This window comes from Croceicoccus naphthovorans (genome assembly GCF_001028705.1).
In the GTDB taxonomy this organism is placed as follows: Bacteria; Pseudomonadota; Alphaproteobacteria; order Sphingomonadales; family Sphingomonadaceae; genus Croceicoccus; species Croceicoccus naphthovorans.
Window position 1 is genome coordinate 535,766 of record NZ_CP011770.1, and the last position, 15,169, is coordinate 550,934.

The window sequence follows — 15,169 nt, forward strand, 5'->3', positions numbered from 1 at the left end:
ATGGACAATGCCTCGTTCAAGCCCGCCCCTGAATGGCAGGTTTCGCAATGGTTCAACAGCGATTGTCCGCTGACGCTTGGCGATCTGCGCGGGCGGATCATTGTGCTTCACGCCTTCCAGATGCTTTGCCCGGGCTGCGTACAGGCCGGCATTCCCCAGGCTCAGCGCATTGCCCGTACTTTCGATCCAGCGCAGGTGGCGGTCATCGGGCTTCATACCGTTTTCGAGCATCACGATGCGATGGCGCCGAATACGCTTGCCGCCTTCATCCACGAATATCGCCTGACCTTTCCGATCGGGGTCGACAGGGCGTCTTCGTCGGGGCCGATCCCGCAGACCATGGCGGCCTATGCCTTGCAAGGGACACCTTCGCTCATTCTGATCGATCATCGGGGACGTTTGCGGAAGCAGACGCTGGGTGCCGAGGACGACATGCGCGTCGGCGCCGATATTGCCCTTCTGCTGGGTGAAATGAGGTGATGCACGAACATGCCGGGAAGGTCCGCATCAAGCGTGTTTACGAGCCGAGGACGGCTGCTGACGGAACACGGGTCCTGGTGGATCGGTTATGGCCACGCGGGCTGACCCGCGAGGCTGCCGCGCTCGATGATTGGCTGAAATCCTGCGCGCCCAGTTCTGATTTGCGGAAATGGTTCGGGCACGACCCTGAGCGTTTTGGCGTGTTCGGTGAGCGCTATCGCCGCGAACTGGACGCAAACCCCGAAGCCGTCGCGCAGCTTTGCGCCCTTCTCGAGAAAGGCGATGTCACGCTGCTGTATGCGGCACATGATCCGCAGTGCAATCATGCCATTGTACTGGCAAATTACCTCGCTGCGCGAGGCTATGAGGTCATTATCGGGAACTGAACTTGCGGGCGCCTCGGCAGTACGCCCAGGATGTAACCCGATGCGCCACGGCAACCGTTGTTGGCTGCCATGACGACAGAGCCTGTCGGACCAATGCAAGACAAGGAATCCCGCACTGGGCGGCTGCGGCGGCTGTCCCTTCAAGATGCATCCTCTCCAGGATGGGGGCATTCGCCGACTATCATCATGGCAACCTGAGACACAATGCGCGCTTGACGCGAGTCCGCACAAATGAATGTTTTTGAAGGATGACTGCAGTAAATTTGCGCTTAATCCTGGTTCTTCTCCCTGCTGCAAATAAAACCTGTATTTTTCTTGCATGCTTTGCACCACCTCCATAAATGTATTTCAAATGCATGTTTGGAGTGAGTCGAATGGCTGGTCTGGCGCTCGATGAAACAGGGCTGAGCCGAGTGGTCGATGCCTTCTACGCACGTGTGCGCGCCGATGCTGAACTGGGGCCGATCTTCAACGACGCGGTGCATGACTGGCCGGAGCATCTCGAAAAGCTCAGTGCTTTCTGGTCGTCGGTCATGCTGACCAGTGGTCGCTATAAGGGGCAGCCGGTTCCCGCCCATATGAAGCACAAGACGCGGATCACGCCGGAGCTGTTCGAGCGTTGGCTGGCGCTCTGGGCCGATACGACCAATGCGATGATGGAGCCTGCCGCTGCTGCGGCGCTCCAGGCCAAAGCCGCAAGGATCGCAGAAAGCCTGCAGCTCGCCATGTTCTTCCGTCTCGGAGAACGGGCTGAAAATGAGTTGGATGCATGAGCGCGCCACGTCCCTATCGCTCAACACCGGTGTTCGACCAGGACACGCTGCCCGCGGCGCTGCGTGCACGCCATGACACCAAGGCGGGTGTCTGGGGCCTGATCCGGGTTATCGAAGGCGAACTCGAATTGACCTATCTTGATCCGCAATCAAAAGTCGTACTGACGCCTGGCCATTCCGGGTTGATCCTTCCGCAACAGCCGCACTTCGTGACGCCTCGCGGACCCATGAAAATGCAGGTCGATTTCTATGACCAGCATCCGGCGCTTGCCGCGTCTCCCCAATCGACCCGAGATCCCAACTGACAGGAGTACCAGAATGTCGCAGCCGCTAAGCGATCAGACGATCGCGCTCGTCAAGGCTACCGTACCGGCGCTCGAGGCGCATGGCCTCGATATTGTCCACGAAATGTATTCGCGCATGTTCGAAAATCCGGACATCCGCGACCTCTTCAACCAGTCCCACCATGGCAATGCCGGGTCGCAGCCGCGTGCGCTGACAGGAGCCATCCTCGCTTATGCCAGCAATATCGAGAATCTGGGTGCGCTGGCGCCTGCGGTTGAGCGCATCGCGCAAAAGCATGTCGGCTTGCAGATCCTGCCCGAGCATTATCCCCACGTCGCCGAAGCGCTGCTCGGTGCGATCAAGGCGGTGCTGGGCGATGCCGCGACAGAGGAGATTCTCGCGGCCTGGGGTGAAGCTTACTGGTTCCTCGCCAATATCCTGATCGCGCGCGAAGATCGCATTTATACCGATCAGAAAGAGTCCGATGGCGGATGGAATGGATGGCGCGATTTTCAAGTGGATGACGTCGTTCGGGAGAGCAGCGTCATCACGTCCTTCATCCTGCGCCCCGTCGATGGTGGTCCGGTCATGGCGCACAAGCCCGGCCAGTACCTGACCTTCTGGTTCGAGATTCCCGGACACCCGCCGGTGAAGCGCAACTACTCGATCTCGTCGGCGGCCAATGGCGAGACCTATCGCATTTCGGTCAAGCGCGAACCGCAGGGACTTGCCTCCGGATGGCTTCACGACAACGCCAAGGCGGGGACTTTGCTCAAGGTCGCCGCACCTGCCGGCGAATTTTTCCTGCAGGAGAAAGTCGAGCGACCCGTCATACTGCTGTCCGGAGGGGTAGGCCTCACTCCGATGGTCGCAATGCTCGAAGCGCTTGCCGCACGCGATGTCGTTCAATCCGTGCACTATATCCACGGAACGCATGATCGGGAAACGCACGCTATGCGCGGTCATGTCCGCGTTCTGGCGGAGAACAACGAGGCGATACATGTCGTCGATTTTCACCAGACGCCACTGGCCGACGAGGTGAAAGGGCTCGACTATGATGAAGCCGGCATCATCACCGACGAATGGCTTGTCGCCAACACGCCCGTCTCCGAGGCCGATTACTACATTTGTGGTCCGCGGCCGTTCCTGCGTCATGCGGTTTCGACATTGTCGCTTGCCGGCGTGCCATCGGACCGCATTCACTATGAGTTCTTCGGTCCGGCCGACGAACTGCTTGCTGCCTGACATTCGTGATGGACGACTTCACCATCGCGCGCGTCATCCATGTCGTCTCGGTCCTGTTCTGGATCGGCGGCGTGGCTTTCGTGACGCTGGTGGTGATGCCGTCGGTGCGCATGGGTCATCCGCCCGATGAACGCCTCAAGGCGTTTCATCGCATTGAAGGCCGCTTTGCCCCGCAGGCCAGAATCTGGGTCGCACTTGCCGGGGCGAGCGGTTTCTGGATGACCTGGCGTGCGGAGATGTGGGATCGGTTTGTCGATCCCCGTTTCTGGTGGATGCACGCCATGGTCGCGGTCTGGCTCGTCTTCGCGCTGATGCTCTTCGTCATCGAGCCGCTATTCCTCCACCGCAGAATGGCAAGTTCGACACGGCCCGCGCAGGGTTTTGCGCTGATGGAGCGGATGCATCGGGTGTTGCTCACAGCTTCCCTCGTCGCGCTCGTCGGTGCCGTCGGCGGCAGTCACGGTCTGTTCTGAGACCTCGTCGAATGCGACAAATGCATCACTGCGCCTGCCTGCGGTCTAACCAGCGTGCTGGACGAGGCGCTAGTTGCGTTTCTGGCCGTACTCGGTCGTTATTCGCTGGCCGATGTTCTCGCGAAGAAGGGCGATTTCAGCCACCTGCTCCATGTCGCAAGATAGGGGAATGCACACGAACCCGAACGCCTAGGACCTCTTGCGCACGAACTCAGATCTAAGCACGAGTCCCTTGATGCCCTCGAAACGGCAATCAATTTCCTGAGGGTCTCCGGTCAGGCGAATGGACTTGATCAACGTCCCTCGCTTGAGGGTCTGGTTCGCACCCTTCACGTTCAGGTCCTTGATCAGAGTGACCTGATCGCCGTCCTCGAGAATGTTGCCCACAGCATCGCGCACTTCGATTGTCTCGGAAAGGGCTTGCCGCTGAGCGAATTCTGACGCTGGCATCCATTCGCCGGTTTCTTCATCGTACACATATTCATCGCCATTCATCGTATTCTCCTGAAGAAACGCCGTCGAAAGTCTGCCGACGTGCTTCACCCATCCTGTGATTGTCCTTCGACCAGGCGCACGGCCAGCGCCTGTGCCTCGACAAAATTGTCCGCAAATTGAAAGAGCCCTGCATCTCTCGTCGACTGGAGCCGGGTCAGCATGGACTTTGGCTGAGCCTGAACGCCTGAAAGCACCACGCTTGCGCCAGCAAGGCGTGCATGCTTGGCAAATTCCTGCAAGGCCTGAACTCCGCTGGCATCGAGCAAGGGCACAAGCCGCATCCGCAGAATGATGACCCTGGGAGACTGGCCCATCCGGCGCAGGGTTTCGAGAAGTTCGCCAGCTACTCCGAAGAAGAACGGTCCGGTTATGCGAAAGACTTCGACACCTGCAGGAAGGTCATCGCGTTGCTGTAGGTCTTCTGCATCGAGTTCCGCGTCTTGCTTGCCGCTCGCGTCGACATGCACGGTTTCCGCCATCCGGGCCATGAACATCAGCGAAGCCAAGGTCACGCCGACCCCGATGGCGACGGTCAGGTCGACAAGCACGGTCAAGGCGAAGGTGATGAGCAGGACAGCTCGATCGCCATTCGGCATGCGGAGCAAAACAAAAAACCGCTCGTACTCGCTCATGCCCCAGGCAACCATGAACAGGATTGCTGCCAGCGCAGCCATCGGCACGAAGGCCATCAGGTCCGTCGCAAATAGCATGAACAGTAGCAGAAAAAGCGCATGCATGATGCCCGCGACGGGGGTTCTCGCACCCGAACGGATATTGGTTGCCGTACGGGCGATTGCTCCGGTGGCGGGTAGGCCGGCAAACAGGGCAGAGCCGATATTGGCGATGCCTTGACCTATCAGTTCCTGATTGGAACGGTGCCGCGTACCAGCCATGCCATCTGCCACGACTGCGGAGAGCAAGGCCTCGATCCCGGCAAGGAAGGCGATCGTGAATGCGGAAGGCAAAACCTCTCCGACCTTCGCTATGGAAATGTCAGGCAGTGAGGGCGTGGGCAATCCGGCAGGAATATCGGGAAAGCGGGACCCAATGGTATCCACCGGAAGTCCCAGAATTGCGACCAGCGCCGCGCTCAGCACCACCGCAATCAGGAAACCCGGCAGTCTGGGTGCAAACCGCCGCAGTCCGACAATGACCGCGAGCGATCCCGCTGCAACTGCCACGTTGACCCAATTGATCGTGGACAGTGCAGCCCAGTAAGCCTGCCACTTCGGAATGAAGTCTGCTGGTAGCGTCTCGATGGAAAGGCCGAGAAAATCCTTCACCTGGCTCGATGCAATGATCACGGCGATGCCTGCCGTAAATCCTGTCACGACAGGATGGGGGATGTACTTGATCAGTTGCCCGAACCGGGCCAATCCCGCCGCGATCAGGATCAGACCCGCGAGCAGTGTGGCAATGAGTAGTCCGTCATAGCCGTGCAGGGCGATGACGTTGAAAACGACAACAACGAACGCGCCGGTCGGTCCGCCTACCTGTACACGCGAGCCTCCGAGAGCGGAGATCAGAAAGCCCGCAACGACGGCCGTCACCAGCCCCTTGTCAGGCGAAGCACCGCTGGCGATTGCAAGGGCCATCGAAAGCGGTAAGGCAACCACTGCCACGGTAAGACCGGCAAGAGCGTCGGCCCGAAAATTGTCCCTGTCATACCCCTCGCGTAGCGTCGTGATGAGCTTGGGGGTAAATGTGGCGGTGGTCACCGCACGGGTTCCTCGGAGGCCGCCTTGTCGTAGAGGAGCGAACCGGCCGGAGCTCCCGGCTTCCCGGCTGCGGACTCGCGCAATCGGACGCCTCGGCCCAAGCCGGAACTCGGAGCATTCTCCCCCAGCAGCTCGATCCCGGCGGCCTCAATGGCCGTAATGACCTTCACGAGTGTATCGACCACTCCCCGCACCTGGCCATCGGAGGCTTCCATTCGCTGAATGGTTGGCAAGGAAAGTCCGGCCAGTTCCGCCAATCGACGTTGGTCGATGCCGAGAAGGGCGCGGGCTGCCCGCATCTGTTGCGAGGTGATCATTCAAGGCTCCATGATGTATAAAACATCAAATATGAGTCTTATCAATGTATAATGTATCTGTATATATGTATTCTCCAATCTGGGGCCAGCATCTGCCCAAAAGACCCGCTTGCAATTCAGACCGAAGAGAAACGAAAAACGATGGCACTAAAGCTCGACACAGCAGAGGCATTCCTCAAACCCGGCGCCGAGCTGCACTCCAATCTCGATACGGCCCATCTGATCGAGCTTGCTCTCCAGCGAAGCGAAGGCCGCCTGTCGGCTCATGGCGCCCTGGTCGTCGAAACTGGCAAGCACACGGGGCGTTCGGCGCAGGACAAGTTTATCGTGCAGGACGACAGCACGTCCGATGCCGTTTGGTGGGGACCATCCAACAAGCCGATCTCACCCGCGCAATTCGACGTACTGCTGGGTGATTTTATGGGACACCTCAGGACTCTGGACGAAGTCTTCGTGCAAGGTCTGTTTGGCGGATCGCAGCCAGAGCATCGGGTCAGCGTCAACGTCGTGACCGAACTGGCCTGGCATTCCGCGTTCGTCCGCACCATGTTGGTGCGGCCAACGGCAGACGAACTGCTGCATTTTGCGCCTGATTACACGATCATCGACTTGCCCAGCTTCAGGGCCGATCCGGAGCGCCACGGGTGTCGTTCCGAAACCGTTATTGCCATCGACTTTACGCGCGGCCTCATCCTGATCGGCGGCACGGGTTACGCCGGTGAAATGAAGAAGGCCGTCTTCACGGTCCTCAATTACGTGCTGCCAGGTCGCGGCGTCATGCCCATGCACTGCTCGGCGAACATCGGCCCTTCAGGCGATACCGCGATCTTCTTCGGGCTATCGGGGACGGGCAAGACCACGCTTTCGGCGGATGCATCGCGTACCCTGATCGGCGACGATGAGCATGGATGGTCGGATACGGCAGTCTTCAATTTCGAGGGCGGATGCTATGCAAAGATGATCCGTCTCTCGGCCGAAGCGGAACCGGAAATCTTTGCGACGACCCGCCGTTTCGGAACGATCCTCGAGAACGTCGTCATGGACCCCGAAACCCGGCTGCTGGATCTGGACGACGCGTCCCTCGCCGAGAACAGCCGAGGGGCCTATCCGATCGATTTCATTCCCAACGCATCCGAGCTCAACATGGGACCGGTGCCGAAGAACATTATCATGCTGACCGCGGACGCCTTCGGCGTGCTCCCCCCGATCGCGAAGCTTACGCCTGAGCAGGCCATGTATCATTTTCTGTCAGGGTACACCGCCAAGGTCGCCGGTACCGAGCTGGGCGTTACCGAGCCCGAAGCGACATTCTCGACCTGCTTTGGCGCGCCCTTCATGCCACGGCATCCGAGTGTCTATGGCAAGCTGCTGCGCGAGCGGATCGCGCATGGCGGCGTCAATTGCTGGTTGGTCAATACTGGCTGGACGGGCGGTGCCTATGGCATTGGATCGCGGATGCCGATCAGGGTAACGCGCGCCTTGCTCGATGCAGCCCTGTCAGGAAGTCTGAAGGACGCAGAGTTCAGGATCGATCCCAATTTCGGCTTTGCCGTTCCCTTCGCCGCACCCGGCGTGGACCCGCAAATCCTCGATCCTCGTGCCACATGGGATGATGGAGATGCCTATGATGCATCCGCCAGAGATCTCGCCGATCGCTTCCGTCGCAACTTCACACAATTCGCGCCGCACGTCGACGAAGCCATTCGGGCAGCCGGTCCGCCGGGCATCTTCGATGCCTGAAATGAACACTATGCTTGATCGCGCTATCGAACGCACAGTGTCGCAATGTGAACCTCCGAACCCAGATGTCACCTACACGGAGCCCACTTCAGCTTGGCAGGCGATAGGTCGCGGTATCATGGGTAAATGTCCCAGATGCGGGGCTACCAAGCTCTTTCGCGCCTATCTGAAACCAATCGATCAATGTCCTGTCTGCCAACAAGACTGGACGTTGCAGCGTGCTGACGATTTCCCGGCCTATGTTTCGATTTTCGTGACCGGTCATGTCATGGCTCCCATCATCATCGCCCTCGTCCAAAGCGTAAGCATCCGGCGAGCCCCGCCTTGCTGAGGCGTTGAGGGACCGGTCTTAAGGACGCTCTTGTGAGCGCGCTTAGGAGCGATTGATGGGCCAGATTACGGTGTTTTCGGGGCCGGAGCGTCGGCGGCGGTGGAGCGAGGAAGAGCGGCTGCGGATCCTGACCGAAGCGTTTTCGCCAGGAGCCAGTGTGACCGATGTTGCACGGCGGCACGACGTCTCGACGGGGCTGATCTATACCTGGCGCCGCAAGCTTCGCGAAGCGAACGCCGAACCGATGCCGGAGGCATTGCCTGAACCAGGCTTCGCAGAGGCCATGATGGCCGAGGACGAAGGGACCGCGCGCACCGGTGTACATCCCACGATGGTTGTCGATCTTGCGCGCGGCAAGCGGGTGAGCATCTTCGCGGCGGCATCGCCAGGACAGGTGACCGCAGCCCTGAAGGCGCTACGATGATCCCTTCGGGCGTGCGGGTGTGGATCGCGATGGGCCACACCGACATGAGGAAGGGGATGCCGGGATTGGCGCTGCTGGTCCAGCAAAGCCTCAAGCGCGATCCCCACGGCGGCGACCTGTTCGTGTTCCGGGGGCGGGCCGGCTCGCTGGTGAAGATCATCTGGCACGACGGGATCGGCATGTCGCTTTACGCCAAGCGGCTCGAGAAGGGCCGCTTCGTGTGGCCTTCGGCCAGGGACGGGGTCGTGTCGCTGACCAGTTCGCAACTGGCCTGCCTGCTGGAAGGCATCGACTGGCGTAATCCGCAGTATTCCTGGCGCCCGGCAAGCGCTGGATAATCGCAACCGGTTTGCCATTTTGATCTTGCGGCTGCGGGTGGATGCTGATTCACTCTCCCTTGTGGAAGCTGCCGTTTCGCCCCTCCCAGACGACGTCGAAGTGCTCAAGGCGCTGCTGGCGGCGACGACTCAGCGGGCTAACGAAGCCGAGCAGCGTGCGGTGACTGTCGAGGCCCAGTTGGCCAACGCCCGCGCCCGGGAGAGCGCGACCGAGGCGCTGATCGCGCATCTCAAGCTGCAGATCGCCAAGCTCAGGCGCGAGCAGTACGGCGCCAGCGCCGAACGCACCCGCCGGCTGCTCGACCAGATGGAGCTGCAGCTCGAAGATCTCGAAGGCGATGCAGCCGAAGACGATCTGGTGGCCGTAGATACTGCCGCGAAGACGGCCACCGTCGCCGCGTTCGAGCGCAGGAAGCCGGCCAGGAAGCCATTTCCCGAGCACTTGCCGCGTGAGCGCATCGTCGTCCCCGCACCGTGCTCGTGCCCGGCTTGCGGCGGCGGCCGCCTGTCAAAGCTCGGCGAGGACGTGACCGAGACGCTCGAGGTGATCCCCCGTTCGTGGAAAGTCATCGAGACGGTGCGCGAGAAGTTCTCATGCCGGGACTGCGAGAAGATCACCCAGCCTCCGGCGCCGTTCCACGTCGTCCCGCGTGGCTGGGCCGGCCCGAGCTTCCTCGCCATGCTACTCTTCGAGAAGTACGGCCAGCATCAGCCTCTCAACCGTCAGGCCGAGCGCTTTGCCCGCGAGGGTATCCCGCTCAGCACATCGACGCTCGCCGACCAGGTCGGCGCCGCGTCATTCGCGCTGATGCCGCTCTATCGGCGTATCGAAGCCCATGTCCTGGCCGCCGAGCGATTGCATGGCGACGACACCACCGTGCCGGTCATGGCCAAGGGCAAGACCGATACCGCCCGATTGTGGGTTTACGTGCGCGACGACCGGCCGTTCGCCGGCACCGATCCACCGGCCGCGCTGTTCCATTACTCGCGTGATCGGCGCGGCGAACATCCCAGGACGCATCTCGCCTCCTGGTCAGGGATCCTGCAGGCCGACGCCTATGGCGGTTACGGCGAGCTCTATCGCGAGGGACGCGAGCCTGCTCCCGTGCGCGAAGCCGGCTGCTTCGCCCATGCGCGGCGCAAGTTCTTCGAGCTGGCCGATGTCGTGGGCACGGCCCGCAGGAAGAGCCGGGGAGCGCGAACCGCCATGATCTACCCGATCGCGCTCGAGGCGGTGCAGCGGATCGATGCCCTGTTCGATATCGAGCGTACCTTGGGCGGCAAGAGCGCCGCCGAGCGGTTCGCCGTGCGCCAGGAACTCAGCGCACCGCTGATGGCCGAGTTGCACAAGTGGCTGACGACCCAACTTGCCAGGCTGTCACGAAGCCACGACCTCGCCAAGGCCATCAACTACATGCTCCGGCGTTGGCATGCGTTCACCCACTTCCTCGACGATGGCCGGGTCTGCCTGACCAACAATGCCGCCGAACGCGCTCTGCGCTGTGTTCCGCTCGGCCGGAAGGCCTGGCTGTTCTGCGGCTCCGATCGCGGCGGCCAGCGTGCCGCGATCCTCTACACACTTATCCAGACCGCGCGCCTCAACAACGTCGATCCGCAGGCTTGGCTCGCCGATGTCCTCGCCCGCATCGCAGAGCATCCTGTCAGCCGGCTCGATGAGCTGCTACCTTGGAACTGGCAGCCCCGACAGGCCGCCATCGCCGCCTGATCCAAGCTAGGCTGCGGCCCTCACCGGATGGCTACTCCAAAGCGGAAGCCTGCCATTCTGGGCTTTGACGGCAACCGTGCTGGCACTGGCGACATTTCTCATGATCGGGACACTGCAGCCTGCGAAAGGCGCGATCATCGCTTTGCAATGGTGGTTCGAAATGCATGGATTTGAACGGTTCGCGCCCAACCTGTTGCTGGCGGAGGCTGGGAACGAAACGCGTGAGGAGGAAGCTTAGCGACTTCCCTGGTCGGAATAGGTCACCATATGTACCGCCATATGAAAAAATGCCGGTTGCGGGCAGGGTGTGTCTCGCAACCGGCAGTCATGGCTAGCTTGAAGAGGCAACCTAGCCAGATAGTGTTAATTTCAGGTTGTGCGCTCCAGATCATCGAACAGGAAAATCAGGTCATGCCAAGCCCGAATTATCAATTTCATATATGGGCTTAGTGTGGTGAAATTCACACATGCATCAAGTATATATCTGATACGGAATTATGCGGATGGCGAGAAGGCATTAAGCATTTTCGGAATCACCAAATCTTTATTATGGAGATATTCGGTGTTTCCAATGTGCTTCGCATCTCGCGTGTGCGGTCAAGATGTGCCGATACCGATCGGGGACTGACGATTGATCAGACGGCGCATGGCATCCTTGTCGTTCAGAAGATCGGTGATCGTGTATGAATCGAAGACCGCCATCATTGCCTCCATTCCCTTGGCGAGGACACCGGTCAATCCACAGGCGGGCGAAAGTGTACAACCCGAACAATCCGCGAGTTGAAATCCTTCTTCTGTGTGGCGAACGACCTCTCCAACGCTGATCTCTTCGGCAGGACGCGCAAGGCGCGTGCCGCCTGCACGACCTCGGACCGTTTCGATAAAGCCAGCGTGCGCCAGTGCGTTGACGACTTTCATCATATGATTGTGGGACACATCGTACGTGCGGGAAATCTCGCCGATCGAGCAAATGCGATCGTCGTTGAGGGCTAGGTGGATCAACACCCGAAGTGAGTAATCTGTGTAGCGGGTCAGCCGCACACACATCTCCCGAATTTTGTGCCAGCCTCACACATACCTGTATTCATGAAACATGTTAAGAGGATGGATAAATTCAGAGAGGCTTGTCCTCATCGTCCAGGATGCGTTCGGCGGCACCCGCCACATCTTCATATTGTCCGTTCTTGAGCGCCCAGAAGAACAGGGAAAGCGCCAGACTTCCCAGAGCGAGCGAAATCGGGATCAGAAACCAGAGAACGTTCATCTTGCCCCGGTCGACCGTGATCTTCGCGTCACAATTGGGCTCAACCGTAGCGCATTGACGACGACGACGATTGACGAACCCGACATGGCGAGCGCCGCCATGAGAGGGGTAACATATCCCCCTATCGCAAGCGGCAGAGCGACAAGATTGTACAGACCGGCAAATGTGAAATTCTGACGGATCAAACGATCGGAGACACGCGCGACCTCGATCGCGTAGGAGATGCTCCCGAGATCAGAATGAAGGAACACGAAATCCGCCGCCTGTCGTCCGATATCAGCTGCAGTGCCGGGCGCCATTGAGACGTGCGCGGCAACGAGGGCCGGTGCATCGTTGAGCCCGTCGCCGACCATCAACGCCTTGCGTCCGGTTGCTGCGAGCGATGCAAGGTAATCAGTCTTCTGAACAGGAGTTCTTTCTGCCTGGTACTTTGCAATTCCAAGGTCGGTTGCAATGGACGCAACCGCGTCGACCCTGTCGCCAGACATGATCTCGAGCGTAAAACCACGGGCGCGCAATGCGTTGATAGCGTCCATTGTGCCTGGGCGCAGCTCGTCTTCGAAGGAAAAAGCCTGCGCGAACACACCATTGCAGGCCAGAACGGTTCCGAGACGGGTAGTCGCATCCTCGCCAATTGCCCAATCGCCTCGGCCTAACCGCCATGTGTCGCCGCCGACTTCGGCTTCGAGACCGAGCCCTGCGTGCTCGGCCATGCTGTCGAAGATGATATTCATGGGTTGGGCTGCCGCAGCAAGCGCCTGGGCATAAGGATGAGAGGAATTTCTGGCGATCTGGGCTGCGATAGTCAGATGGGTCAGATAGTCGGAATTGGCAGCGGCCTCGCGGCGCAATCGCGGCTGACCAACAGTTAACGTGCCGGTTTTGTCGAACACGACAGTATCGACTTCGACAAGGCGCTCCATCGCGGAGCCATCCTTGACCATGATGCCGCGCTCGAAAAGGGCTCTTGCGGCTACCACCTGCACCATGGGGACCGCGAGGCCCAGCGCACAAGGGCATGTGATGATCAGGACTGCGACCGCGGTCGTGAGCGATTGGTGCCAGTCGCCTGTCGCCAGCATCCATCCGAAAAAGCTCAGGAACGCCGTGGTGTGAACCAGTGGAGCGTAAAGGCTGGCGGCTCGGTCCGCGATACGCCGGAAATGGGATCGCCCTCCTTCGGCCGCTTCCATAAGCCCTGCCATGACGGCAAGGAAGCTGTCTCTGGATGAAGCGGTGGCCAGAATAGTGAGCGGGCCGGTCAGATTGAGCGTGCCTGAACGCAGCGGGTTGCCAGCACCAACCGGTTCTGGCCGGCTTTCACCGGTTACCAGCGCGGCATCGATGTCCGAGCGTCCCTCTATCACCACGGCGTCGACGGGTATGCGATCGCCTGGACGCAAGAGAATGGTCATGCCTGGCTCAAGCTCTTCGACCGCACGATAGGCCTGACTTCCGTCTGGTGCGATGACAGTGGCGCCGTAGGCGGCGAGCCGCCCGAGCCCGGTCACAGCGGTTCGTGCCTTCTCGCGCATGACATGATCAAGCGTCCGGCCGATGAGCAGGAAAAAGAGCAATGAGACCGCCGCATCGAAATAGGCATGAGGCAGGCGATGGACCGTGTCGTAAAGGCTCATCGCGAAGGCGAGGAGTACGCCGAGCGAGATCGGCACGTCCATGTTGGTCCGGCCTCGCCGTAACGCCTGCCAGGCCGACTGGAAGAAAATCCGTCCTGAGTAGGCAAGCGTCGGTAGAGCAATCGCCGCCGAAACCCAGTGGAACAGGTCCCGCGTTTCACCGGCAGCGCCCGACCAGACCGAGATCGAGAGCCCCATGATGTTCATCGCAGCGAATCCCGCGACCGCCATTGCCCGGATCAGCCGGGCGAGTTGGGGATCCTTCGCATCGGCTTGTGCTTCGTGGAGAAAAGCATCGTAGCCGAGGCCGGTCAGCGTTTCGCCAAGAGGTGGTGGTCCTTCCTGCTCTCGCCATTCCACGGCGACCCGACGGGTCGACAGATTGACCCGTGCGCGTGCCACGCCCGGCAGGCCCGCCAGTGCATCCTCGATCTTGCGAATACATCCGCCGCAACTGATGCCTGGGACTGACAAATCCGTATGCCGCAGTTCGGCATCGAGCTGTCGGCTCGCCAGAAGAATTTCGTCGGCCGACAGCCGCGGTAGAACCGATGGTGCCGTCACGCCCTCAGCGAACCGCGCGATAGGCATGCCAGGTTGCGTGGCCAAGCCAGGGGAAGATAACGATCAGGCCAATGAAGCCGGTCGCCACCGAGAGCAGGAACAGTGCCAGGACCACTGCGCCCCAGACCAGCATGGTCGCAAGATTGTTCCAGACCAGCGCCAGGCTCGTTCCCATGGCGGTCAGGGCATCGAGCCGTTTGTCGAGCATCATCGGCAGGGAAAATGCCGATATCGCGAAGGAGAACGCAGCAAACAGCCCGCCGATGAGTGTTCCCACGACAAGCATCGCAACACCGGTTGGCGTCGAGAACAGCATCGGCATGATGTGATCGAGACCAGGAAAGGAGCGCACGCCGAAGAACAACGCGTAGATGATGACTGCAGCGCGCATCCAGAGCAGCATCACTCCGCATAGAAGGGCACCGGTGAAGAGAACCTGGCCGCCAGCACGTGCATGGGGCAGCAGCATGCGTCGCAGCGAAACCGTTTCGCCGAGTTCGAGCGCCCGGCTCTTGTCATAGAGGCCGATTGCCAGCGCTGGTGCGAATACCAGAAAGCCGGCGATTGCAGGGAAGAGAGCAAAATCCCATGCGAGCCAGACCAGCCCGACGACAAGGGAAGCCGACAGCAGGAATACGAACAACCCGTAGAGCAGGCTCGGTGCCGGATGAGTGGTCAGGTCGCGCCAACCCAGACGCAACCATTCAAATGCCGCTCCCAGCGGCAAATCGCGAGCATAGCGTTGCTTGATCGGAAGCGGAGGAACGACAGGTGGTATCGTGGTCATCGTCTTTTTCCGATCAGTTCAGCATGACGATTTGGCGGCGCCGAACACTCCTGGCGCCTTCCCATTTGCGTCGCCTCTTGTGTGTGCAACGCAATCGGGTTGCGAGGTCGAGGCGATGTAGACGAGGTGAGCATTGGCAAGAAGAACCGCCGCCAGGGCTGTGATCGTCAGCGTGACGTATAAGAG

General features: G+C 60.2%; 19 protein-coding genes and 1 pseudogene. 12 read left to right on the forward strand and 8 right to left on the reverse strand.

Going from position 1 to position 15,169, the window contains the following annotated elements; genetic code table 11:
• The 6 genes from AB433_RS02665 (at nucleotide 1) to AB433_RS02690 (ending at nucleotide 3,642) form a co-directional block, all read left to right on the forward strand.
• Nucleotides 1-480, forward strand: a complete 480-nt coding sequence (locus tag AB433_RS02665) for a redoxin domain-containing protein (RefSeq protein ID WP_047819810.1) — start codon at nucleotides 1-3, stop codon at nucleotides 478-480.
• Complete coding sequence (locus AB433_RS02670; RefSeq protein WP_047819811.1) at nucleotides 480-866, forward strand: DUF488 domain-containing protein; 387 nt, start codon at nucleotides 480-482, stop codon at nucleotides 864-866. The genes AB433_RS02665 and AB433_RS02670 overlap by 1 nt, the downstream gene beginning before the upstream one ends.
• Before the next feature lie 374 nt (nucleotides 867-1,240).
• Complete coding sequence (locus tag AB433_RS02675; RefSeq protein ID WP_047819812.1) at nucleotides 1,241-1,639, forward strand: group III truncated hemoglobin; 399 nt, start codon at nucleotides 1,241-1,243, stop codon at nucleotides 1,637-1,639.
• Nucleotides 1,636-1,944: a TehB family protein gene (locus AB433_RS02680; RefSeq protein WP_047819813.1), complete on the forward strand. Its 309-nt coding sequence runs from the start codon at nucleotides 1,636-1,638 to the stop codon at nucleotides 1,942-1,944. Before AB433_RS02675 ends, AB433_RS02680 begins: the two co-directional genes overlap by 4 nt.
• Before the next feature lie 13 nt (nucleotides 1,945-1,957).
• Nucleotides 1,958-3,169, forward strand: coding sequence for an NO-inducible flavohemoprotein (gene hmpA, locus AB433_RS02685; protein WP_047819814.1), 1,212 nt, complete (start codon nucleotides 1,958-1,960; stop codon nucleotides 3,167-3,169).
• 8 nt (nucleotides 3,170-3,177) lie between these two features.
• Entirely contained in the window at nucleotides 3,178-3,642 is a 465-nt protein-coding gene (locus AB433_RS02690) for a hypothetical protein (RefSeq protein ID WP_047819815.1), read from the forward strand.
• A 189-nt stretch (nucleotides 3,643-3,831) separates the two neighbouring features.
• Here AB433_RS02690 and AB433_RS02700 read toward each other — a convergent pair whose 3' ends face one another.
• From AB433_RS02700 to AB433_RS02710, 3 genes are read right to left on the reverse strand one after another with little or no spacing between them, the layout of a single operon-like run.
• Complete coding sequence (locus tag AB433_RS02700; RefSeq protein WP_047819816.1) at nucleotides 3,832-4,137, reverse strand: alkylphosphonate utilization protein; 306 nt, start codon at nucleotides 4,135-4,137, stop codon at nucleotides 3,832-3,834.
• Between the two features lie 44 nt (nucleotides 4,138-4,181).
• Complete coding sequence (locus AB433_RS02705) at nucleotides 4,182-5,855, reverse strand: SulP family inorganic anion transporter (RefSeq protein ID WP_047819817.1); 1,674 nt, start codon at nucleotides 5,853-5,855, stop codon at nucleotides 4,182-4,184.
• On the reverse strand, nucleotides 5,852-6,172 hold the full coding sequence (locus tag AB433_RS02710; protein ID WP_047819818.1) for a helix-turn-helix domain-containing protein: 321 nt from the start codon (nucleotides 6,170-6,172) through the stop codon (nucleotides 5,852-5,854). Before AB433_RS02710 ends, AB433_RS02705 begins: the two co-directional genes overlap by 4 nt.
• Nucleotides 6,173-6,313: 141 nt before the next feature.
• On the opposite strand from AB433_RS02710, the gene AB433_RS02715 reads away from it, so the two are divergent.
• A complete protein-coding gene (locus AB433_RS02715) occupies nucleotides 6,314-7,912 on the forward strand; it encodes a phosphoenolpyruvate carboxykinase (protein ID WP_047819819.1) in 1,599 nt (532 codons plus the stop codon).
• A gap of 88 nt (nucleotides 7,913-8,000) precedes the next feature.
• Here the strand turns inward: AB433_RS02715 and AB433_RS21150 are convergent, their stop codons facing one another.
• Nucleotides 8,001-8,177, reverse strand: a complete 177-nt coding sequence (locus AB433_RS21150) for a hypothetical protein (RefSeq protein ID WP_245626740.1) — start codon at nucleotides 8,175-8,177, stop codon at nucleotides 8,001-8,003.
• Here AB433_RS21150 and AB433_RS21155 point away from each other — a divergent pair.
• From AB433_RS21155 to AB433_RS19825, 5 genes and pseudogenes are all read left to right on the forward strand, one after another.
• On the forward strand, nucleotides 8,124-8,243 hold the full coding sequence (locus AB433_RS21155; protein WP_245626712.1) for a DUF983 domain-containing protein: 120 nt from the start codon (nucleotides 8,124-8,126) through the stop codon (nucleotides 8,241-8,243). The two genes, AB433_RS21150 and AB433_RS21155, sit on opposite strands and share 54 nt — an antisense overlap.
• A gap of 55 nt (nucleotides 8,244-8,298) precedes the next feature.
• Nucleotides 8,299-8,667: an IS66-like element accessory protein TnpA gene (tnpA, locus tag AB433_RS02720; RefSeq protein ID WP_047819820.1), complete on the forward strand. Its 369-nt coding sequence runs from the start codon at nucleotides 8,299-8,301 to the stop codon at nucleotides 8,665-8,667.
• Nucleotides 8,664-9,005, forward strand: coding sequence for an IS66 family insertion sequence element accessory protein TnpB (gene tnpB / locus AB433_RS02725; RefSeq protein ID WP_047819821.1), 342 nt, complete (start codon nucleotides 8,664-8,666; stop codon nucleotides 9,003-9,005). The genes tnpA and tnpB overlap by 4 nt, the downstream gene beginning before the upstream one ends.
• Nucleotides 9,006-9,066: 61 nt before the next feature.
• Nucleotides 9,067-10,731 (forward strand): IS66 family transposase, encoded by a 1,665-nt coding sequence (gene tnpC, locus AB433_RS02730; RefSeq protein WP_047819822.1) that lies wholly within the window; start codon nucleotides 9,067-9,069, stop codon nucleotides 10,729-10,731.
• A 31-nt stretch (nucleotides 10,732-10,762) separates the two neighbouring features.
• Nucleotides 10,763-10,969, forward strand: a pseudogene (locus tag AB433_RS19825) (DUF983 domain-containing protein); the annotation flags it as partial.
• 359 nt (nucleotides 10,970-11,328) lie between these two features.
• On the opposite strand, the gene AB433_RS02735 reads toward AB433_RS19825, so the two are convergent.
• From AB433_RS02735 to AB433_RS02750, 4 genes are all read right to left on the reverse strand, one after another.
• Nucleotides 11,329-11,772, reverse strand: a complete 444-nt coding sequence (locus AB433_RS02735) for an Rrf2 family transcriptional regulator (protein WP_047823167.1) — start codon at nucleotides 11,770-11,772, stop codon at nucleotides 11,329-11,331.
• A 73-nt stretch (nucleotides 11,773-11,845) separates the two neighbouring features.
• Nucleotides 11,846-11,995 (reverse strand): cbb3-type cytochrome oxidase assembly protein CcoS, encoded by a 150-nt coding sequence (ccoS, locus tag AB433_RS02740; protein ID WP_047819823.1) that lies wholly within the window; start codon nucleotides 11,993-11,995, stop codon nucleotides 11,846-11,848.
• Complete coding sequence (locus AB433_RS02745; protein WP_179944953.1) at nucleotides 11,992-14,223, reverse strand: heavy metal translocating P-type ATPase; 2,232 nt, start codon at nucleotides 14,221-14,223, stop codon at nucleotides 11,992-11,994. The genes ccoS and AB433_RS02745 overlap by 4 nt, the downstream gene beginning before the upstream one ends.
• Nucleotides 14,201-14,983, reverse strand: a complete 783-nt coding sequence (locus AB433_RS02750; RefSeq protein WP_047819824.1) for a DUF2189 domain-containing protein — start codon at nucleotides 14,981-14,983, stop codon at nucleotides 14,201-14,203. Before AB433_RS02750 ends, AB433_RS02745 begins: the two co-directional genes overlap by 23 nt.
• Nucleotides 14,984-15,169 lie beyond the last annotated feature (186 nt).